We start from the raw sequence: 21,246 nt of genomic DNA, 5'->3' as shown, positions 1-21,246 counted from the left end.
CTTAAAAAAATTTGACTTTTTTTTGCTCATATTTGCTTCTTGTAAATGAACTTAAAAGATACAACCCTATATAAATTTCTGATTGCTTTACTTGCAATTGCAAGTATACCAGCACTTTTTGGCGGCGTGATGGAGCCCGATGGTGCATTGTATGCGTCCATGTCTAAAAACATCATCCTGTTTAAAGATTGGTTTAACCTTTATGGCCGTGGGGCCGACTGGCTGGATAAACCCCACCTCACTTTTTGGATTTCTGCAGCATCCTTTAAAATTTTCGGAATCTCATCCTTCGCCTATAAATTACCATCATTTCTGTTCGGTTTACTGGGCGCGTGGTATTTATACAAATTAGCCAAAGACATATACGATGAAAAAACCGGCTTAATCAGTGCGGTGATTTTTCTAAGTGCCTTGCATATCATCACCTCTACTTTTGATGTTAGGGCCGAAATTTATATTACAACCTTTACATTAGCATCTATTTATCATTATTATAAAGCACACCAAAATTCTTTTTGGCACATTATAGCAGGCTCATTTTTTGCTGCCTGCGCAATATTGATCAAGGGAATTTTTGTGTTGATTCCTGTATTTGCCGGTTTTATTATCTATTGGTTGCTTACAAAACAGTATCGTCAGCTTTTAAAAGCAAAATGGTATATCGCCATTCTTTTGATTTTTGTTTTTATTACGCCCGAGCTGTATTCGCTTTACACGCAATTCGATCTGCATCCCGAAAAAGTTGTTTTTGAAAGGACTGGTGTTTCGGGTTTAAAATTTTTCTTTTGGGACAGTCAGTTTGGAAGGTTTTTTAACAATGGCCCAATTAAAGGCAAAGGGGATATTTCCTTTTTTCTACACACCACCCTTTGGGCATTCCTTCCTTGGTCGGTACTATTTTATACAGCCGTAGTAAATCTGTTTAAAAGAAAAAACAGAATTGCTTTAGCGCCCGAAAGCATTATGATCTGGGCAAGTGCAGCGGTTACTTTTCTGATCTTTTCACTTTCTAAATTTCAGTTGCCGCATTATATCCTGATCATCTTTCCTCAGTTTTCGATCATCACAGCCTTGTACTTAAGGAAGCTTGGCAGCAAAGGTTTAAAAACCTTCTTTATTATACAGAACATTATTTTCATTTTGGTTATTGCCTTACTTTCTGTCTTAGCCTTTTTCTTTGGATTTGAAAACCCATATTTAATTATCGGGATTCTGATCGTTGTTCTCGTTATCGCATTCTTGTTGTTTAAAGGCATTTTATTGGAAACCATCATTGCCAGAAGTGCATTTTTAGCTGTCGGATTAATGATATTTCTCTTCATTTTTTTCTACCCGGCCCTTTTAAAATATCAATCAGGTATGCAGGCCGGTAATTGGTTAAAGCAAAATTATCCCACTGCTAAACCTGCAGTATTAAATTATATAGATGCATTTTCTTTTGATTTTTATGCCCCGGGAGAAGTAAAATATCTGCATAGTTATAGTGATCTCGACAAATCAAAGAACCTAAAAGACTTGGTTATATACATTCCAGAACAGGAATTGGCAAAACTAAAAAGCGAATACCATGCTGAAATTCTAGAATCGTTTGAATATTTTCATACCACTAAACTGACTGGTAAATTTCTAAATGTAAAAACACGCCCTCAGGTTTTAGAGCGATTTTATTTGGTTAAAATACATTAACATGGATTTATTCTTCCGCATCTTAAAATTTGGGTTAACGGGTTTCCTTGGAATGGCGATAGATTTTGGTGCAACCTGGTTGTGTAAGGAGAAAATCAAAATAAACAAATACATCTCTAACGCCATTGGCTTTACTTTGGCAGTAACCAATAATTACCTGATTAACCGGGTATGGACATTTCAGAGTACCAATAGCCACTGGGGTACAGAATTTAGTAAATTTTTGGTAGTGAGTTTAATCGGCTTGGGGTTAAATACTTTTATCATTTACCTTTTTCATCAAAGGAAAAATGGCACCAATTTTTATGTAGCCAAATTCTTTGCGATTGTGATTGTTTTTGTGTGGAATTTCCTCGCGAATATGTTATTTACTTTTAGGTAAAACACTTTCGAAATAGATCCTGAAACAAGTTCAGGATGACGCTTGACTTAGAAGCCTTAATATGCAACTTGCGCGGACTAATGAGCTAATGACTACTGAACGAATGAACTATTTAGGTAACGTTTTTGCCAATAAAATAGAACACAACAAGCCATATTAATCCTTTAATCAGGAAGAATAAAAACCCAACCAGCCCCACCCGCTTAAACCATAATTTTACTTTTTCTTTGTTCATGGCGATGTTTGTAAAGATAATGGATTTGGCTTAAATTAGAAAGATTTTAAATAAGGAAATATGAAGTTATCTAAATCTTTACTCCTCATTATTTTTTCCATTTGCTTTTTTTGTGTTAAAGTTTTTGCACAGAATTTTGATGATATTAAGCGTTACAAGGTCAACTTTGCCCACGCAATTACAAAAAGTAAAAGCTTAAGAAACCAGCCAAAAGATCCCCAAAACTCTAATTTCAGTGTAAATAAAAATACAATTGACGGCCCGATAGATTTACTTGCATTAAGAAGTTTCACTGCAAATAATCAAAAATATTTATTGCTAGTGAATCCAGAAACTTTAGATACAAAAATCGACTTGGCTAGTAATTACACTACAAGTAGTTTACAGTTTCAGAATGTATTAGCCATTTTTAAAAATACGGCCTACATTAAATCAATCGAAGCCGCAGCAGCTAAAGATTTACAGCTTCAAAATGCGGGGATTGATCATGCCATACCAAACGAAAAGGGCATTACTTTAACGATCGATCTTTGTCCATCACACAAGGCTTTAGACAGGATTATTTTTCAGGCTGTATTCAATGAATTTAAAAAAATAGAACAGCCTGCGCCGCTCGCGATTTCTGTTTCTGGTAAATGGATGCTGAAACATCAGGATGATTTGAACTGGCTGAAAAGTCTGATAGAGAAAAAAGAACTGAACATCACCTGGATAAACCATACTTACAACCACGAAGTAAATAAGCTGCCCTTAGCTGAAAACTTTTTATTGTCACCTGGAACCAATTTAGATGTGGAGGTATTGGAGAATGAAAAGTTGATACTTAAAAATGGATTAATCCCATCGGTATTTTTCCGTTTCCCCGGTTTGGTATCGGATAAAACCATTGTAGAAAAGATCGAGGCCTACGGATTAATTCCTGTTGGCAGTGATGCCTGGCTCGCCAAAGGACAACAGCCTAATGCGGGCAGCATCGTATTGATCCACGGCAACGGCAATGAAGAAATCGGGGTGAAAGATTTCATCCAGTTGCTAAAAACCAGACAGGCAGATGTAAAAAACAAACAATGGCTGCTTTTTGATTTAAGGCAAGGTTTAGAAAAGGAATTTGAATGATAAGTTATTGCATTTTTAACTGCAGAGATTGTTTTTCTCTAAATTACCGTCATCTCGAGCGAAGTGCAACGTAGTCGAGAACCACGAAGTGCTCAGCGCAGCTAAATCTAGCTAGGCAGATCTCTCCATTTCACTACGTTTCAGTCGAGATGACGATCACTTTATTGAAGCCTAAAATTAGCGCCTCTTTGCGAAAAACTTTGCCCTTTTGCGGTAAGACAACTATTTCTTAACCGGCAATAACTTTATTTCTTTCGCCTTAAAACGGTTATTTACAATTTCGCCAGTAACTTCTGCTTTGCTTACGGCATTACAAAAACCATGTTCGCCATGGGCATCGCCAAAATCATCAATCCCTTTTCCATCAACAAAATAAGATTTACCATCTATTTTCACTGCTAACTCGCAATCTTTACCTTTCATTTTAAACTGACATTCGCCACAGGCAATATCTACTGTTTGTTTAGTGATTACTTTTGCTGTTTCAGCTTTTTTAGGAGCAGTTTGAGCATTTGCAGAAACTACAAATACACCAAGAACTAGTGCAAATATTAATTTTTTCATCTCTTTTCTTTTTTCAAATGTAAGTTTTCAGCAGCAAAAGAACCACGATCCGCTGTAAAATAAACCTGATGGGAACGAACATCCCGATTCTTCCATCGGGATAAAGTATACAGCAGGACTAAAACCTCCAAAAAGAACAGGAACCAACGTTTTCAAAAAATAGGAGACTCGCCTTAACTTTAGTGACACCCCGCCTTGCAGGCACCTCCGATAAATCGGAGGAATAAAAAAGGGATATGCAAATTGCACATCCCTCTTAAATCATATCGACTTCAGACTCTCGACTGAAGACTAAGGACTAATACCTATATGTATCTGCTTTAAACGGACCTTCTACCGGTACGCCGATATAATCAGCCTGGTGTTGATCCAAAACATCTAATTCTACACCGATTTTTTCTAAGTGTAAACGGGCAACTTTTTCGTCTAAATGCTTAGGCAAAGTATAAACTTTGTTTTCGTAAGCAGCATTGTTGGTCCAAAGCTCTAATTGAGCTAAGGTTTGGTTCGTAAACGAGTTACTCATTACAAAACTTGGGTGACCAGTTGCACAACCTAAATTAACCAAACGACCTTCTGCAAGAACGATTACATCTTTACCGTCGATTGTATATTTATCAACCTGAGGTTTAATTTCCACTTTGGTATCGCCATAAGCACCGTTTAACCAAGCCATATCGATTTCGTTATCGAAGTGACCAATGTTACAAACAATTGCTTTATCTTTTAATGCACGGAAATGTTTTTCGCGTACAATATCACAGTTACCAGTAGTCGTTACCACGATATCGGCTTCTTTAATGGCAGTATCTAAACGTTTAACTTCATAACCTTCCATTGCAGCCTGTAAAGCACAGATCGGATCAATTTCGGTAACAATAACACGTACACCTTGCGAGCTTAACGATTCTGCAGAACCTTTACCCACATCGCCATAACCGCAAACAACGGCAACTTTACCAGCCATCATTACATCAGTTGCACGACGGATCGCATCAACCAATGACTCACGACATCCGTATTTGTTATCGAATTTAGATTTAGTAACCGAATCGTTAACGTTAATTGCAGGTAAGTGCAATGTTCCGTTTTTCATTCTTTCGTACAAACGGTGAACACCAGTTGTAGTTTCTTCTGATAAACCTTTAATAGCTGCAATTAGCTCAGGATATTTGTCAAAAACCATATTGGTTAAATCGCCACCATCATCCAAAATCATGTTTAATGGTTGTTGTTCCGGACCGAAGTGTAAAGTTTGCTCAATACACCAATCGAATTCTTCTTCGTTTAAACCTTTCCAGGCATAAACCTGAATACCAGCAGCAGCAATTGCAGCCGCAGCGTGATCTTGTGTAGAAAAAATATTGCAAGATGACCAGGTAACTTCAGCACCCAGTGCAGTTAATGTTTCGATTAATACAGCCGTTTGGATGGTCATGTGCAGACAACCTGCAATGCGCGCACCTTTTAACGGTTGTGTTGGACCGAATTCTTTACGTAAACTCATTAAACCTGGCATTTCTGCTTCGGCTAATTCGATTTCTTTACGGCCCCATTCTGCCAGTGAAATGTCCTTAACTTTGTAAGGGATATAAGTTGTCTCTACTGATGACATAATTATTTGTTTTTAAATGTGATGCAAAGTTACCACATCCCTTTGTGAAAGCCAAATAATTAAAAGCACAAGGTGGTTTACGGATTGTAAAATCTATTTACGATTATAGTTAGAATCTTATTACCAAGCAGGAATATACTTAAAGAGATAACCCTTGATTTGAAAAGCAAAACCAGCAATTCGTAGGTCAGGTTCTGCCCTGCCATACACTATAGCTCGGATGAGGAATCGGAGGCTGACGTTCTTGTCAGGTTTAGATTACATAAAACTGTGCTCCGTTTGTAAAGCGGAGAACAACCTAAAATAAAACTTTGATTTACAGCTAATTATTTCTTAAATTGTTATAACCAAATTAAGTTTTATGAAAAGCGTAAAACACTTGTTAGATACCAAACAGGTACGGATTATCTCGGTATCAGAAAATATTTCTGTTTTAGATGCTTTAAAAGTAATGACAGAAAAGAACATCAGCGCAGTATTGGTCATGGAAAACGATCGGCTACATGGCATTTTTACGGAACGCGATTATGCCCGAAAAATCATCCTTCAGGGTAAATCATCAAAAGATACCTTGATTAAAGAAGCAATGACAGCCAGTCCGATCACCATTAATTTAAGCGACAGTATTGATTACTGCATGGAGCTGATGACCGATAAACATATCCGCCATTTACCAGTAGTAGAAAACGACGAAGTAAAAGGAATGGTTTCGATCGGCGATGTGGTGAAGTTTATCATTGCAGATCAGAAACAGACCATTTCACAATTGGAAAGCTATATTAGCGGGTAATTGTTGTTCCATGCACGCTCCTATTAAATTAGCTATTTAATTTATTTTGTTGGCATTTGGGTTCTTGTTCATAGAAAGGTTTGTTTATTAACATTAGATTAGCCTTAGCTAACAGAACTAAATCAAATAGATTTCTCCGCTACGGTCGAAATGACGACCCGCCGAACTACGGATTGATCTTAAATCTGTGTAATCCCTACATCTGTGTAATCAACCCGCAGGCAACATCAGTGTAATCAATCCGTAAGGAAAGAGGCAAGAAAATCTATGAAATTATTTCCACCTCCACTCGCCAGCAATACTCAAAGGTTCCTTTAGGTTCTGCGATTCTAAGAAAGCCCTTAATTCTTCTTCGCCCTGCACACCGACAGGAATTTTCGGTGTATTGGCTAAAGCATAAGTTAACATGGCGCTGTAACGCACCGTGTTTTTAAGTTCCTGCTCGTCAACCAGTTTAAAGCTATCGCCATCTGAATGATAAAATGGACCAGAGTTGTTTGGCAGTTTACCACCAAAACCACCTCCGGTGGGAATACCTTCTAACATAAAAGGTTGATGATCGCTATGCAAACCTGCACCTGCATTAAACAGATTTTTAAAACCGGTATCAATTTTTACGATATCAGCTCCCCAGGCCGTAAACAGATCTTTCATTTCCGCTCTTGAGGTAGAAAAACCCTTCGGATCGTTGGTCATATCGTAGTTTAACATAAACTTCACTTGGTTTAAGGTTTTGTCTTTTTTAGCCTGATCGATGTATGCTTTAGAGCCCAATAAACCTTGCTCCTCGCCCATAAACAGTACAAACTCCACGGTACGTTTGGTTTTTAAATTCAGTTTTTTAAAGGTACGTGCCATATCCATAATAGCGAAAGAACCTATTCCATTGTCTATCGCTCCGGTTGATAAATCCCAGCTATCTAAATGTCCGCCGACAACAATTTTATCCTTGGGGAACTCGGTTCCTTTAAAAGTGGCCACTACGTTTCTCGCTTTAATCATACCCGAGAAATTAGTCATGGCAATATGCGCGATCTGTGGCTGTGATTTAATTTTTTCCTTCAAAGCTGTACCATCTTCTAGTCCAATACAAATAGCGGGAATGGAGATTAACTTACCTGTTACCGAAGCGGTTCCGGTTAAAAGTATACCATCTTTTACGGTATTGATAATGATCACTCCAATTGCCCCATATTTTGTGGCAATGGCTGTCTTTTCTGAACGGTGTAATGACTTTGTTCCAGCCGGAGAGCCTGGCAATACGCCAAGATAAATCAGTGCAATTTTACCTTTAAATTTTTCAGGACTGGCCTGATAATCGGCTTCCAGCCCGTTACCCGCATCTACAATTTCGCCAGTAACGTCTGCACTCACCGGTGAATGTGCTAAGGTAACAGCCTTCATTTTGGTCAAACTGTTTTTATCGGTACCAATTTCCACACTGATTGTTTTTCTTGCCCAGCTTTCTACTTCGAAAGGTTGAAACTTCACTTCACAACCATAAGATTTTAACAAATCAAAAGCATATTGCTCTGCTTTTGCGCCGTTTGTAGAGCCTGTTAAACGATGACCGATGGTTTCGGTTTCATATTTAAGTGTTTGATAAGCTTTTGAATTTTGCTGTACATCGGTATTGATCTTAGCAAAAACATCACCGAATTTATCCTGGGCATTTACAAATAAAGTGGTACAAAGTAGCGCTGAAGCGAAAAAATATTTCATTAGGAATAATAGTTTAGTTGCTGAAAGTACAAATTTTAGTCAGAGATTGCTAGCTGTAACGTATATTTTGCTTTAGATAATGGCTTTTTCCATGGAAATGGTCGTCATTGCTGAGGAGGAACGACGAAGCAATCTTTCCTGTTAGTGATTCTGCTATAAAGATTGCTTCGTCGGCTGAAAAAGCTTTCTCGCAATGACGAATCTTCTCGGCTTATCGCAATAAAATAAGATTCTTCGATGGGCTCAGAATGACAAAACTATAAAACTATGGCTTTACATGCACTTTTTTCTTAGGAAACACCAGCGAAGCCACAATACTGATCACCAGGATACTTAAAATCACGATTAACGAATGTTCGGTAGTGAAACCCCATTTCTCCAGATAGGTATGCCCTAACATTTTTATCCCGATAAAGGCCAATAATACGGCTAATCCGGTTTTTAAATAGTGGAATTTGTGGATGATATTCACCAACAGGAAGAACATGGAACGTAAACCCATGATGGCAAAAATATTAGAGAAAAATACAATGTAAGGGTCTTTTGTTACCGCAAAAATAGCCGGAATAGAATCGACAGCGAATAAAAGATCGGTAAACTCAACAATCAGCAGCACCAAAAACAAAGGTGTTACCAATGTTTTATGGTTAATTTTTACGAAGAATTTTTTACCCTCATATTTTGGATGAATAGAAAATATTTTCGAGGCCCACTTTACTACAGGGTGATTTTCTGGATCAATCTTATCATCTTCATCTTTGCTGAAGAACATTTTTATCCCGGTAAAAACAAGGAAAGCGCCAAACAAATAAAGTATCCAGGCAAATTTTGCAATTAATGCTGCACCAACAAAAATGAAGATGAAGCGCATAATAATGGCACCTAAAATACCCCAGAACAATACACGGTGATAATATTTTTCTTCAACGGCAAAGGCAGAAAAGACGAGTACAATCACAAAGATATTATCTACCGAAAGTGCATATTCAATTACATAACCGGTTAAAAATTCTAAGCCGAGATTTTGTCTATAAATCGCTAAACTTCCTTCAAAATCATTAGGAATTAGTTTAATGTGGTGCTGGTGTCGCGTTACAATTTCTTGCAGGTGTGCAAAATCCTTTATTCCATGTAGCTGGTGCCCTTCGGTTAACAGGATAAAGTAAAAACCGATAGCCAAAGCCACCATAATCAAACTCATTACTCCAGCCTGTTTTAAGCTCACTACATGTTCTTTTCTGCTAAAAAGACCAAGGTCTAAAGCAAGAATTAATGCAATAAAAAGAAGAAAACCTAAGCTAAAAAGTAATTCGTTACCCATTATTTTTTACGTTCAGTGGTGTACAGTACAAGTTGTTCTAAACCAGTTCGTGCTTCGCCTGCCTCAAAACTGTGCAAAATATCAAATGCTTCTTTCTGGTACTCCAGCATTTTCTGGTTCGCGTAATACACCCCTTCGTGGGCATTTACGAAATCTATAATCTGCTGAATTTTAACCGGATCGTCCTGGTGGTTTTTCACCAGGTTAATAATTTTTTTACGTTCAGTTTTTTCGGCTTTATTCAGTGCATAAATTAAAGGCAGCGTTACTTTCTTCTCTTTAATATCAATACCCAAAGGTTTGCCTACATCATCCGTCCCGAAATCGAAGGTATCATCTTTAATCTGAAAGGCAATCCCTACCTTTTCGCCAAACAGGCGCATTTTTTCTATCGTTTCATCATCAGCACCTGCTGAAGCAGCACCCGCAGCACAACAAGAAGCAATTAAGGAAGCGGTTTTCTGTCGGATCACATCAAAATATAAATCTTCCGAAATATCCATCCTCCGCACCTTTTCTACCTGCAACAGTTCACCCTCACTCATCTGTTTCACAGCTTCCGATACAATCTGTAACAAACGGTGTTCGTTATTGTTTACCGAAAGCAACAATCCTTTGGCCAACAGGTAATCGCCAACCAGAACGGCAATCTTATTTTTCCATAAAGCATTGATAGAGAAAAAGCCGCGGCGTTCGTAGGCATTGTCTACCACATCATCATGCACCAAAGTAGCCGTATGTAAAAGCTCTACCAAAGCAGCTCCGCGATGGGTTGATTCTGTAATGCCACCACATAGTTTAGCTGCAAAAAATACGAACATGGGCCGCATTTGTTTGCCTTTCTGCTTTACAATATAATGGGTAATCCTATCCAGCAACGGTGCGTCGCTATGCATAGATTCTTTAAAGGTTTTTTCAAACGCTTTAATATCAGCAGCAATAGGTGTTTTTATCTGTTCGATTCCCGGCATTAAGTCGAAAAATTTTGATTGCAAACTTAAGCTAATTTCCCATAAAAAGGTAATGTGGAATCGTATTATTAAGGATTTGAAAAGCAATAGCTTAATCTTTAACATCTTTTGCTCCTGTTATTGCCCATAGTCGTCGCCCTCGTGCTTCGGGCTGTGGGCCATTTAGCACGATCAGGTTTAACAACATGGGTTAGTGCAGGCAATAACCAGCCAAAACCACAACTAATTACTCAAAAAGATTAGCTTTATTTAATTTCAAATTTTACATTTAAACTAATATTTGGTGCCTCATATGAAAAAACGCTACAAAGTACTTATCGGCCTTTCGGCAATAATTGTTGCAGGCTACTTATTGGGGCCAAAACCCAAAAAACCGGTTTATAACAAAGAACTCACACAGGTGCCCGATCTGGAAGATTTAGACCGTTATGTGGCCAGCATAGAATCTATGCACAAAATAAAACCGGGTAACGAGGCCGAAATTATCTGGGCCGACCCTCTCCACAGGCAAACCGAGTATGCCATTGTTTATTTGCATGGCTTTTCGGCATCAAAAACAGAAGGAAACCCTGTTTACCTCAATCTGGCTAAAGAATTAAATGCCAATTTATATTTAGCGCGTTTAGCCGACCATGGCATTGATACGCTTGCACCCATGCAATATTTTACCGCCGACCGCCTTTGGGAAACCAGCAAACAGGCTTATGCCATCGGTAAAAAATTGGGCAAAAAAGTAATTTTAGTGGGCACTTCTACCGGTGGAACTGTCGCATTAAAATTAGCATCAACTTATCCAGAAATTAACAGTTTAATTTTATTATCACCAAATGTGGCCATTAACGATAAAAATGCCTGGCTTTTGAATAATCCATGGGGTTTACAGATTGCCAGAAAAGTGGTGGGTGGTGATGAACGTAAAGTAGACGATCGCACTGACGAGTATAAAAAATACTGGTACACCAATTACCGCCTCGAATCGTTAGTAGAACTGGAAGAATTTATCGAGAGCAGTATGGTAAAAACAACTTTCCAAAAAGTAAAACAACCTGTTTTAATGCTCTATTATTACAAAAATGAACTAGAGCAAGATCCTGTAGTGCGTGTAGATGCCATGCTAAAAATGTTCGAAGAACTGGGCACGCCCAATAATTTAAAAAGAAAGCAAGCCATACCAAACGCGGGGAATCACGTAATGGGATCGTATATTACTTCGAAGGATTTACCGAGTGTAGAAAAGGCTATTGAAAGTTTTGTGGGAAGTACGCTGAAAGTGCCCGTACATTGATTATAAATTATGATTTCCAAAGAGGGATCGTCACCCTGAATTTATTTCAGGGTCTGTATAACAGGAAAGATGCTGAAACAAGTTCAGCATGACGATCGGGTTAGAGATATAGGCTTAAGAGACTTCCGAAGTTATTCCATCGCTTATCCTCTGGCTAAACTTCATAAGAAATTAACTCAGAATATTCTTCACAATCATTTCAGCGTGCACCCTTGAGTTTTCGATAAAAAGTTTGTGGGTATCTAACCCACCGCAAACTACACCCGCCAAATACAAACCTTTTACATTGGTTTCCATGGTTTCATCATTGTATGCGGGGCAAAGTGTTTCAGGTAACTCAATTCCGAATTTTCTCAGCATGCTAAAATCTGGTTGATAGCCCGTCATCGCAATTACAAAATCGTTTGGGATGGTTTTGATTCCTTCAGGTGTTTTAATATCAACCTCTCCATCTCTTATCTCGATAAGCTCAGAATTGAAAAGTGCTTTAACTTCGCCTTCTTTAATCCTGTTCTGGATATCTGGCCTAACCCAGTATTTAACATGAGGGCCAAGATCGCCACTGCGCACCACCATCGTCACATTTGCGCCTTTTCGGTAGGTTTCCAAAGCAGCATCTACACCAGAGTTATTGGCGCCAACCACAACTACATTCTGAAAAGCATATAAATGCGGATCTTTGTAATAATGCGTTACTTTTGGCAAATCCTCTCCCGGAACATTCATCAATAAAGGCACATCATAAAAACCGGTAGCCACAATTACATTATTGGCCGAATAATTGGTTTTGGAGGTATTGATTTCGAAAACATCGTGATCGTTTTTAACAACTTGTTTTACGCTTTCGAAAAGATGGATATTTAAATCAAATTTTTCAGCTACACGACGGTAATATTCAACCGCTTCATTTCTGTTGGGTTTCGGACTGATGGTTACGAAGGGAACTCCTCCAATTTCTAACTTCTGAGAAGTAGAAAAGAAGGTCATAAATACAGGATAATTGAACAAACTGTTCACCAAAGCACCTTTTTCTACAATTACATAGCTTAAGTTTGCTTTTTGAGCTTCAATTGCGCAAGCCATCCCTATTGGACCGGCACCGATAATTAATACGTCGTAATGATTTTGATTTTCAGACATCCAGTTTTTATTTCGCTTTAAAGAATAGTCGTCATCTCGACTGGAGCACCGTCCCGACGTTAAGTCGGGAGAGAGATCCATTTAAACAGATTTAGCTTCGCTGAGCACTTCGTGGTTCTCGACTGCAATGTGTTCCGCTCGAAATGACGATCTCCTTTATTTATTAAATTTTCATTGCTTTACTTGGACAGGCGAAATCGGTTCTTTTTAAACCGGTATTTTTAATTGCGCCATAACCGCCGGCAACATCAATCACATTTTCTACCCCACGCGATTTTAAGATGGAAGCGGCAATCATCGAGCGGTAGCCACCTGCACAGTGAATATAATAGGTAGATTTTGGATTGATTTCGCCAGTCCAGTCGTTAATAAAATCTAAGGGACGGCTTAGTGTAAATTCCAGATGTTCTGATTCATATTCACCTGGTTTGCGTACATCAAGTGCTGTAATTTCTCCGTTAAGACTAGCTGTTTCAAATGCCTCGGCAGAGATTGATTCAATCGTATCGATTTCCTTGCCAGCATCTGTCCACCTTTCGAAACCGCCATCTAAATAACCAATGGTACTATCGTATCCCACACGGGTTAAGCGGGTAATGGTTTCTTCTTCTTTACCCTGATCGGTAATCAATAAAATTGGCTGCTGTAAATCGGTAATTAAAGCACCAACCCAGGGCGCAAACTGCCCGTTAAGGCCTATGTTGATCGAATTTGGAATAAAACCTTTGGCAAAAACCTGTGGATCGCGGGTATCGAGCATAATAGCCCCTGTTTGGTTTGCCGTATCTTCAAACTGCTGAGGTGTTAAAGCATTTAATCCTTTCTCATAAACCTCATCAATACTTTCTACTCCACCTTTATTAATGGCCGCATTTTTAGCAAAATATTGTGGTGGCGGCAAAATACCATCTGTTACTTCCGCAATAAACTGCTCTTTAGTTGTAGCTTTTAAAGCGTAATTTACTTCTTTCTGATGCCCCAAAGTATCGAAAGTTTCTTTACTCATGCTTTTGCCACAGGCAGAACCTGCACCATGTGCCGGATAAACAATTACATCATCAGCTAAAGGCTTTATTTTCTCATTTAAAGAATCGTAAAGCATTCCGGCTAAATCTTCCATGGTTAAATGGCCCTTCTGTGCTAAATCAGGTCGACCAACATCGCCAATGAACAAGGTATCGCCACTAAAAATGCAGTGATCTTTTCCATCTTTATCAGTTAACAGATAAGTAGTCGATTCTAAAGTATGCCCAGGCGTATGTAAAGCGGTAATGGTTACATCGCCGATTTTAAACTGCTCGCCATCTTTAGCAATGTGCGATTTAAATTCGGTTTTAGCGGTTGGGCCATAGATGATTTCGGCACCAGATTTTTCTGCCAGGTCTACGTGTCCGGAAACAAAATCGGCATGAAAATGCGTTTCAAAAATATATTTAATGGTGGCCCCTGCTTTTTCAGCTTTCTTTAAATACGTTCCAACCTCTCTTAGCGGATCAATAATTGCCGCCTCACCGTTACTTTCGATGTAATAAGCGGCTTCTGCCAGGCAACCTGTATATATTTGTTCTATTTTCATGATTTCTTCGCAATGTCACCCTGAATTTATTTCAGGGTCTTACCAGAAAGATGCTGAAACAAGTTCAGCATGACGGATCTATTACAACAAAAATAGCGCTAAATACTTATAACCGAAATGATGTCGGTCATAATTGCAGAAGTTTTACTTACTGTAGTGCAAAACTGCTAACTGAAAATTGTCAACTGCAATTGATTGGGCGTTACCCAAGCTGCGCAAGGGTCGGGTCTTTCAGGGCTGCGCTTCGCTTCGGTACCTATAAAGGATCGGTACTGAAACCCTTACAATCCCTAACGCAACCCACCGTTGGGATAGAGGCCCTTAAGTTGTTTTTATCAAATGTGATGTTGAGTATGTCGAAACTTTTCGCAAGAAATTTAAGCAAGGCTTTCGACAGGCTACCATTGACATTACTTTGCAAGCTACTATTAATCAATATTTAACGGATTTTGTATTTCCGCCCAACTAGGCCACTGCACAGTACCCCCCGTTCTACTTAAACCCGGCCTAACAAATTTTTCGGGCCGCACTCCTCAAGCCAACCCACTAGCTTCGAAAGAAAAATTTTCAGCCGGCATTTTTTTGTTTCTTTTTGATGCCAAAAAGAAAGAGCCCTTCGGCGGCGGCGAGCCGAGGCAAGACAGCGCCTTAGGGTAAAAGAAATCAATTAAACGTCACTCATATTGATTTATATAAAATAAATTACCCCTCAGAATGACAGTACTATATTATTATAATATGATCTCTAATTAATCTTTAGTCAGCTCACCTCTCAGCGAATCTTCCATCAACTTGCGGCTTTCTTCTATTGGCAAACCTAAGCCCATAACGAACATTAGCTTTGTAACTGTAGCTTCGAAAGTTAAATCGTAACCACTTAAAATGCCCATTTTCAGCAGTTCTCTGCTGGTTTCGTAGCGACCAAGCTGAACTGAACCTTTTTTACATTGAGAAATGTCGATTATAATCTTTCCATTCAGAATCGCCTGACGCAAACTATCTAAAAACCATTGTGCGGTTGTGGTATTGCCTGAACCAAAAGTCTCTAAAATAATAGCATCTACCTTAGAATCTGTTATTGCCTGAACCGCCTGCGGGGTTATACCGGGGTATAATTTCAGCACCCCGATATTTGAATTAAAATTAGTATGCAATTTTAATTCTCCTTCGGTAGCTTTTAGAATATAGTTTCGATGAAATTGCAAGTGAACGCCTGCTTCTGCAAGTATCGGATAATTTGGCGAACGGAAAGCTTCAAACTTTTCGCTGTTATATTTTATAGAACGGTTTCCCCTAAATAACTGCGCATCAAAATATATACAAACCTCTGGAAAAAGTGCTTTTCCATCTTCTTTGGTCGCCGCAATCTCTAGAGCGGTAATTAAATTCTCTTTGGCATCCGTCCTGATCTCGCCAATAGGAAGCTGAGATCCGGTTAAAACAACTGGTTTATCCAGGTTTTCGAGCATAAAACTCAATGCCGATGCGGTAAAAGCCATCGTATCAGATCCGTGGAGGATCACAAAACCATCATACTGATCGTATTTATGATAAACAAGTTCGGCTAACGTTTTCCAAATTTCAGGATCCATGTTTGAAGAATCCAATACCGGATTGAAGGAATGTACATCTAAATCGTAATCTAAACGGCTTAATTCAGGAACGTTTTCTTTTATCTGCTGAAAATCAAATGGAATTAACATCCCATTTGTAGGATCGTTAACCATACCGATGGTACCACCGGTATAAATTATAAGTATTTTGGTCATTTGGTTGGGTGAAGGTTGCTCACCGCAAAGAAACTAAAAAATTACAAATGATTGGACAATATTTTTAAATTAGTAACAAAAAAGCTAAAAAACGTTAGTAAATTGCCAAAATGATAAATTTTAAGTCACTATTTTACAATACAAGAAATTCAATACAATCGTCATTCCCAACTTGATTGGGAATCGTAATGCCTTGATCGGGTTTGTAGATTGCTAAGATTCCCGCCTGCGCGGGAAAGACGATCTTCCGTCAGAATCTGTCATTAGTAATTTGTTTCAGGATCTGATAGGAAAGATGCTGAAATAAATTCAGCATGACGGCCTAGCAAAAAATTGATGTTTAAACCCCAAAAACCTTTTTCGAATTCTCTGTGGTTACATTTGCAATTTCTTCAATAGAAACACCATAAATATCGGCCAGTTTTTGCGCTATGTAGATTAAATAACTGCTTTCATTGGGTTTCCCACGGAAAGGAACAGGAGCCAAATAAGGCGAATCTGTTTCTAAAACCAGGTTAGCTAAAGGAATTTCTGATAATACCAGATCCAATCCTGCTTTTTTATAGGTAACCACACCACCAATGCCTAAATAGAAATTTAAATCGATGGCTTGTTTAGCCTGTGCTAAATTGCCCGTAAAACAATGGAATATTCCGCGTAGTTTTTCGTCCCTTTCACTTTCCAATAGCTCAAAAACCTCATCAAAAGCCTCGCGACAATGGATCACAATCGGCAATCCTAATTTTTTTGCCCAGCCAATCTGTTTGCGAAAAGCATCTTGCTGAATGGCCAAAGTAGTTTTATCCCAATACAGATCGATCCCGATCTCACCAATGGCATAAATTTTCCGACCGGAAATACTATGATAGATTTCATCCAATTGAGCAAGATAATCTTCTTTCACATCACAGGGATGTAAACCCGCCATTGCAAAACAATTTGCCGGATATTTCGCCACCAGATCATCAATCATTGCAATTGATTTTACATCAACATTGGGCAGAAACAAACGGTTAACGTCGTTTTCGAAACAACGCTCCATTAACATTGCCTGTTTTTCAGCATCCTGCTCGTAATATAAATGGGTATGGGTATCGGTAAAAAGCATTGTTTTAAAATGTAAAATGGGTTAGCGGTTAAGTTATGAATTCATAAATGTATTGCGAAGGGTAATTTCAACTCGAATTTGTCATGTTGAGCTTGTCGAAACACTTAACGCTAATTTAAGCAGGTCCTTCGACAGGCTCAGGATGACAAACCCATTCAATTGCAATAGCCTCTGAAACAAGTTCGGGGCGACGAACGATGCGTGAACCTCCAACCTTAGACTATTTCTTCTTCTTAGACACCTTGACTTCGGACTTCGGGCTGCCGAGCTCGGACTCAAAAGCCATTTCCTTTTTCAAGAACTTCCCTGTTAAACTGATCGGATTCTGGATCAAACCTTCTGGCGTACCTTCGAATAAAATTCTTCCGCCACCAGCACCGCCCTCTTCACCTAAATCGATCACCCAATCGGCTACTTTAACTACATCTAAATTGTGTTCAATTACCAAAATCGTATTTCCTTTATCAACCAGCTCTTGCAATACACCTAAAAGCACATTAATATCTTCGAAGTGGAGCCCTGTTGTAGGTTCATCTAAAATGTAGAAGGTTTTTCCGGTATCTTTTTTAGAAAGCTCGGTAGCCAGTTTAACCCGCTGGGCCTCTCCACCCGACAAAGTAACCGATGATTGCCCTAAAGTGATATAACCTAAACCAACATCTTTTAAAGTTTTAATTTTTCTATAAATGATCGGGATATTTTCGAAGAAATTACAGGCATCTTCGATACTCATATCCAAAACATCACTGATCGATTTTCCTCGGAAACGAACTTCTAAGGTTTCCCTATTATATCTTTTTCCCCCACATTCTTCACAAGGCACCTGCACATCAGGTAAGAAATTCATTTCAATCACCTTTAAACCAGCACCTTGGCAGGTTTCGCAACGACCACCTTTTACGTTAAAAGAGAAACGGCCAGGTTTGTAACCACGAATTTTTGCCTCAGGCAACTGTACAAACAAATTTCTGATATCGGAGAAGACTCCGGTATAGGTAGATGGATTAGAACGGGGTGTTCTGCCGATAGGTGCCTGATCGATTTCAATTACCTTATCAATTTCTTTCAATCCGTTAATTTTCTCGTAAGGCAAAGGTTGTTTTTTCGCCCTAAAGAAATGATGATTTAAAATCGGATATAAGGTTTCTGTAATCAAACTCGATTTACCACTGCCCGAAACTCCGGTTACAGCAATAAATTTACCTAAAGGAAAATCTACTGAAACCTCTTTTAAATTATGTCCGGTGGCTTTAACAATCGATAATTTATGTCCATTGCCTTTTCTGCGGTTTTTTGGCGTTTCAATTTTCTTTTTGCCATTGAGGTAATCGGCAGTTAAAGTATTCGATTTCAGAATCTGTGCAGCTGTTCCTTCTGCAACTACCGTTCCGCCGTGAATACCTGCTCCAGGGCCAACATCAATTACCCAATCGGCCTCCAGAATCATATCCTTATCGTGTTCTACCACCAAAACGGTATTTCCAAGATCACGGAGATTCTTAAGCGCATTGATCAAACGTTCATTATCGCGCTGATGCAAACCGATACTTGGCTCATCGAGGATGTACATTACGTTCATCAATTGCGAACCGATCTGTGTAGCCAACCGGATCCGTTGCGCCTCGCCACCTGAAAGTGTACGGGCAGTCCTATCTAGCGTTAAATAGGTTAAACCAACATCTGTTAAGAAACCGATCCTGGCTTTAATCTCTTTTAAGATTTCTTTTGCAATAATATTCTGACGTTCGCTAAGACGCTCATCTACTTTTTCGAACCAGATGTTCAGGTTGAAAATATCCATTGATGACAGCTCGAAAATGTTTTTGCCATCAACTTTGAAGTGTAGACTTTCTTTTTTCAAACGGGCACCATGACACTCCGGACAGGTTTTCAGTTTCCTGAATTCATCCATATCATCTGATGCAGATTCGCTTCTCTTTTCATTCTGCTCTTCGAGCATTTTAATAATACCATCGAAGGTAATATTATAATTCTGAACGTTCCATTTATTGTATTCTACCTCAACCTTGATCAGATCGTGCGTACCGTTTAAAATGATGTTTACGACTTCATCGCTTAACTTTTCGATCGGGGTTGAAAGTGAGAAACTATATTTTTTGGCCAGGGCTTTTAATACCTGGAACATCCAAATGTCTCTATATTCGCCCAATGGCGCTAAACCACCATTTAAAATACTCAGTTTTGGGTTCGGAATTACCGATTCTTTATCCACCACGAAGATATAACCTAAACCATCGCAACGTTCGCATGCACCATATGGCGAGTTGAACGAAAAACTATTTGGTTGAGGTTCATCGTAAGAAATACCAGTGGTTGGGCACATTAAAAATTTACTAAAATGCGCAACATTATTGTCCTTATCGCTGATTTTGATTACGCCCTTACCCATTTTCATCGCAATCTGCAGTGAATCTAGCAGGCGTTTCTTATCCTTTATATCAATAATCAAGCGATCAATCACCACTTCGATATCGTGAATTTTATAACGATCTACCTGCATTTTAGCAGAAATATCCTTTATTTCTCCATCCACACGCACTTTTACATAACCCTGTTTACGGATCTGCTCAAAAAGTTCCCGGTAATGCCCCTTTCTACCTTTAACAACAGGCGCAAGAATATTTACTGCAACACCATCAAATTTATTGAAGATATTCTGCAGGATCTGGTCTTCGCTCATGCGCTCCATCTTCTCGCCAGTATTGTACGAATAGGCATCAGCAACACGTGCATAAAGCAAACGCATGAAATCGTAAATCTCAGTAATGGTACCCACGGTAGAGCGCGGGTTTTTGCTGGTGGTTTTTTGCTCAATGGCAATCACTGGGCTCAGTCCCGAAACCTTATCCACATCAGGGCGTTCCATCCCGCCCATAAACTGGCGGCTGTAAGCGCTAAATGTTTCCATATACCGGCGCTGTCCTTCCGCGTAAATGGTATCAAAAGCCAATGATGATTTACCGCTACCACTTAACCCTGTTATAACAACAAGCTGATTGCGCGGAAAACTTACATCTATATTCTTTAAATTATGTACCCTCGCACCATATACTTCTACATCTTTTTGCTCGCCGAGGTCGATAGATTTATTGCTCATATTTTATTTAAAGTTGGAGGCAAAATTGAGTCTTTAAAAAGACAAAATTCAATCCGCAAAAATGCTAAAAATTTTATCAAAATGAAAGTCAAAACCAATCTTGATTAAGGATTAATTGTCATAATGTCGACTTCTATTTCTAAGAAAATCAGAGGTAAACAGAGGAGACAGATTAAAAGGTTAAAAAAAATTCATCATATCAGATAAACGCGGAGTATGAAGTAACTGTTTTGTATTTTTAGAAAAGACTGAAGAAACAAATTTCATATTCATTAATTAGATCAAAGACTTATATTAGCCTACCAACTAAAGTTGGATCTGGAGCAATTTGATAGGAATGAAAAAAAACAAAAAAGACAAACCTTATAATCAAAAGTCACTTGAAATTTTAGAAAACCTCAAGTGGCCTGGCGAAAACGAGTACCCAACTAGTCTTATCAAAAGATGCCATGAGTATAGAAAAATACCGATAAATGAGCTTACTGTAGAGCAATTGCGAACATTAATTAGCCAAAATATAGGCTTAAAATATCTAATACCAATAACAATAGAAATCTTAAACAAAGACATTCTGGCCGAGGGAGACCTCTATCCAGGCGATCTGTTAGAATCAGTACTAAAAATTGACAATGCTTTCTGGATAAACAACATAAATCTTAAAGAGCGGCTTTCTGTTCTGATTGACTTAAATTCTGATAAGATTAGAAGCGAAAACCTTGAGCTTAGAGGTTTATAAGCTATAACGCAGATAAATTTTATCTTTGATTTTTTAAGCCCTTTGCTCAAAGTGGAATCTAACAAACTTAAAAGATCTCTCGACTCCGCTGCTCTCCGCCCGAGATGACGAC

General features: G+C 38.7%; 17 protein-coding genes. 6 read left to right on the top strand and 11 right to left on the bottom strand.

Annotated elements, in window-relative coordinates; all coding sequences use genetic code 11:
* Window positions 1-45: 45 nt before the first annotated feature.
* Complete coding sequence (locus AC1RJ8_RS05110; RefSeq protein ID WP_492952810.1) at window positions 46-1,686, top strand: ArnT family glycosyltransferase; 1,641 nt, start codon at window positions 46-48, stop codon at window positions 1,684-1,686.
* 1 nt (window position 1,687) lies between these two features.
* Window positions 1,688-2,068, top strand: a complete 381-nt coding sequence (locus tag AC1RJ8_RS05105) for a GtrA family protein (protein WP_057931162.1) — start codon at window positions 1,688-1,690, stop codon at window positions 2,066-2,068.
* 112 nt (window positions 2,069-2,180) lie between these two features.
* Here AC1RJ8_RS05105 and AC1RJ8_RS05100 read toward each other — a convergent pair whose 3' ends face one another.
* Entirely contained in the window at window positions 2,181-2,303 is a 123-nt protein-coding gene (locus AC1RJ8_RS05100) for a hypothetical protein (RefSeq protein ID WP_262890336.1), read from the bottom strand.
* Between the two features lie 60 nt (window positions 2,304-2,363).
* Between AC1RJ8_RS05100 and AC1RJ8_RS05095 the strand changes: the two genes are divergently transcribed.
* A complete protein-coding gene (locus AC1RJ8_RS05095; protein ID WP_492952809.1) occupies window positions 2,364-3,419 on the top strand; it encodes a polysaccharide deacetylase family protein in 1,056 nt (351 codons plus the stop codon).
* 222 nt (window positions 3,420-3,641) lie between these two features.
* On the opposite strand, the gene AC1RJ8_RS05090 is transcribed toward AC1RJ8_RS05095, so the two are convergent.
* Complete coding sequence (locus AC1RJ8_RS05090; RefSeq protein ID WP_492952808.1) at window positions 3,642-3,983, bottom strand: DUF6370 family protein; 342 nt, start codon at window positions 3,981-3,983, stop codon at window positions 3,642-3,644.
* A gap of 298 nt (window positions 3,984-4,281) precedes the next feature.
* Window positions 4,282-5,598, bottom strand: coding sequence for an adenosylhomocysteinase (gene ahcY, locus AC1RJ8_RS05085; protein WP_492952807.1), 1,317 nt, complete (start codon window positions 5,596-5,598; stop codon window positions 4,282-4,284).
* A gap of 361 nt (window positions 5,599-5,959) precedes the next feature.
* Here ahcY and AC1RJ8_RS05080 point away from each other — a divergent pair, with 361 nt between their 5' ends.
* Window positions 5,960-6,388 (top strand): CBS domain-containing protein, encoded by a 429-nt coding sequence (locus AC1RJ8_RS05080; protein WP_116252700.1) that lies wholly within the window; start codon window positions 5,960-5,962, stop codon window positions 6,386-6,388.
* A 273-nt stretch (window positions 6,389-6,661) separates the two neighbouring features.
* On the opposite strand, the gene AC1RJ8_RS05075 is transcribed toward AC1RJ8_RS05080, so the two are convergent.
* From AC1RJ8_RS05075 to AC1RJ8_RS05065, 3 genes are all read right to left on the bottom strand, one after another.
* Complete coding sequence (locus tag AC1RJ8_RS05075; protein ID WP_492952806.1) at window positions 6,662-8,110, bottom strand: M28 family peptidase; 1,449 nt, start codon at window positions 8,108-8,110, stop codon at window positions 6,662-6,664.
* Between the two features lie 265 nt (window positions 8,111-8,375).
* The gene (locus AC1RJ8_RS05070; protein ID WP_492952805.1) at window positions 8,376-9,431 is read right to left on the bottom strand and encodes a TerC family protein; all 1,056 of its coding nucleotides are present in this window, start codon (window positions 9,429-9,431) and stop codon (window positions 8,376-8,378) included.
* Window positions 9,431-10,402 (bottom strand): polyprenyl synthetase family protein, encoded by a 972-nt coding sequence (locus AC1RJ8_RS05065; protein ID WP_057931174.1) that lies wholly within the window; start codon window positions 10,400-10,402, stop codon window positions 9,431-9,433. The genes AC1RJ8_RS05070 and AC1RJ8_RS05065 overlap by 1 nt, the downstream gene beginning before the upstream one ends.
* A gap of 292 nt (window positions 10,403-10,694) precedes the next feature.
* On the opposite strand from AC1RJ8_RS05065, the gene AC1RJ8_RS05060 reads away from it, so the two are divergent.
* Window positions 10,695-11,687, top strand: a complete 993-nt coding sequence (locus AC1RJ8_RS05060) for an alpha/beta hydrolase (protein ID WP_492952804.1) — start codon at window positions 10,695-10,697, stop codon at window positions 11,685-11,687.
* 171 nt (window positions 11,688-11,858) lie between these two features.
* On the opposite strand, the gene AC1RJ8_RS05055 is transcribed toward AC1RJ8_RS05060, so the two are convergent.
* The 5 genes from AC1RJ8_RS05055 to uvrA all read right to left on the bottom strand — a co-directional run bounded on the left by AC1RJ8_RS05055 (window position 11,859) and on the right by uvrA (window position 20,398).
* On the bottom strand, window positions 11,859-12,827 hold the full coding sequence (locus tag AC1RJ8_RS05055) for a YpdA family putative bacillithiol disulfide reductase (RefSeq protein WP_492952803.1): 969 nt from the start codon (window positions 12,825-12,827) through the stop codon (window positions 11,859-11,861).
* Between the two features lie 163 nt (window positions 12,828-12,990).
* The gene (locus tag AC1RJ8_RS05050; RefSeq protein ID WP_492952802.1) at window positions 12,991-14,403 is read right to left on the bottom strand and encodes an MBL fold metallo-hydrolase; all 1,413 of its coding nucleotides are present in this window, start codon (window positions 14,401-14,403) and stop codon (window positions 12,991-12,993) included.
* 749 nt (window positions 14,404-15,152) lie between these two features.
* A complete protein-coding gene (locus AC1RJ8_RS05045; protein ID WP_492952801.1) occupies window positions 15,153-16,172 on the bottom strand; it encodes an asparaginase in 1,020 nt (339 codons plus the stop codon).
* A gap of 340 nt (window positions 16,173-16,512) precedes the next feature.
* A complete protein-coding gene (locus AC1RJ8_RS05040) occupies window positions 16,513-17,280 on the bottom strand; it encodes a TatD family hydrolase (RefSeq protein WP_492952800.1) in 768 nt (255 codons plus the stop codon).
* A gap of 220 nt (window positions 17,281-17,500) precedes the next feature.
* Window positions 17,501-20,398 (bottom strand): excinuclease ABC subunit UvrA, encoded by a 2,898-nt coding sequence (gene uvrA, locus AC1RJ8_RS05035; protein ID WP_492952799.1) that lies wholly within the window; start codon window positions 20,396-20,398, stop codon window positions 17,501-17,503.
* A 337-nt stretch (window positions 20,399-20,735) separates the two neighbouring features.
* On the opposite strand from uvrA, the gene AC1RJ8_RS05030 reads away from it, so the two are divergent.
* On the top strand, window positions 20,736-21,134 hold the full coding sequence (locus tag AC1RJ8_RS05030; protein WP_492952798.1) for a contact-dependent growth inhibition system immunity protein: 399 nt from the start codon (window positions 20,736-20,738) through the stop codon (window positions 21,132-21,134).
* Window positions 21,135-21,246 lie beyond the last annotated feature (112 nt).

Source organism: Pedobacter sp. GW822-FHT03F06, from assembly GCF_058801365.1.
This window is presented reverse-complemented; position numbering and strand designations above follow the sequence as displayed.

Bases quoted from the DNA above. Each gene is read 5' to 3' on its own strand.
- AC1RJ8_RS05065 (WP_057931174.1), bottom strand. From the start codon at position 10,402: ATGCCGGGAATCGAACAGATAAAAACACCTATTGCTGCTGATATTAAA.
- AC1RJ8_RS05060 (WP_492952804.1), top strand. From the start codon at position 10,695: ATGAAAAAACGCTACAAAGTACTTATCGGCCTTTCGGCAATAATTGTT.
- AC1RJ8_RS05095 (WP_492952809.1), top strand. From the start codon at position 2,364: ATGAAGTTATCTAAATCTTTACTCCTCATTATTTTTTCCATTTGCTTT.
- AC1RJ8_RS05075 (WP_492952806.1), bottom strand. From the start codon at position 8,110: ATGAAATATTTTTTCGCTTCAGCGCTACTTTGTACCACTTTATTTGTA.
- AC1RJ8_RS05100 (WP_262890336.1), bottom strand. From the start codon at position 2,303: ATGAACAAAGAAAAAGTAAAATTATGGTTTAAGCGGGTGGGGCTGGTT.
- AC1RJ8_RS05070 (WP_492952805.1), bottom strand. From the start codon at position 9,431: ATGGGTAACGAATTACTTTTTAGCTTAGGTTTTCTTCTTTTTATTGCA.
- AC1RJ8_RS05030 (WP_492952798.1), top strand. From the start codon at position 20,736: ATGAAAAAAAACAAAAAAGACAAACCTTATAATCAAAAGTCACTTGAA.
- AC1RJ8_RS05105 (WP_057931162.1), top strand. From the start codon at position 1,688: ATGGATTTATTCTTCCGCATCTTAAAATTTGGGTTAACGGGTTTCCTT.
- AC1RJ8_RS05045 (WP_492952801.1), bottom strand. From the start codon at position 16,172: ATGACCAAAATACTTATAATTTATACCGGTGGTACCATCGGTATGGTT.
- AC1RJ8_RS05050 (WP_492952802.1), bottom strand. From the start codon at position 14,403: ATGAAAATAGAACAAATATATACAGGTTGCCTGGCAGAAGCCGCTTAT.
- uvrA (WP_492952799.1), bottom strand. From the start codon at position 20,398: ATGAGCAATAAATCTATCGACCTCGGCGAGCAAAAAGATGTAGAAGTA.
- AC1RJ8_RS05090 (WP_492952808.1), bottom strand. From the start codon at position 3,983: ATGAAAAAATTAATATTTGCACTAGTTCTTGGTGTATTTGTAGTTTCT.
- AC1RJ8_RS05080 (WP_116252700.1), top strand. From the start codon at position 5,960: ATGAAAAGCGTAAAACACTTGTTAGATACCAAACAGGTACGGATTATC.
- AC1RJ8_RS05110 (WP_492952810.1), top strand. From the start codon at position 46: ATGAACTTAAAAGATACAACCCTATATAAATTTCTGATTGCTTTACTT.
- AC1RJ8_RS05055 (WP_492952803.1), bottom strand. From the start codon at position 12,827: ATGTCTGAAAATCAAAATCATTACGACGTATTAATTATCGGTGCCGGT.
- ahcY (WP_492952807.1), bottom strand. From the start codon at position 5,598: ATGTCATCAGTAGAGACAACTTATATCCCTTACAAAGTTAAGGACATT.
- AC1RJ8_RS05040 (WP_492952800.1), bottom strand. From the start codon at position 17,280: ATGCTTTTTACCGATACCCATACCCATTTATATTACGAGCAGGATGCT.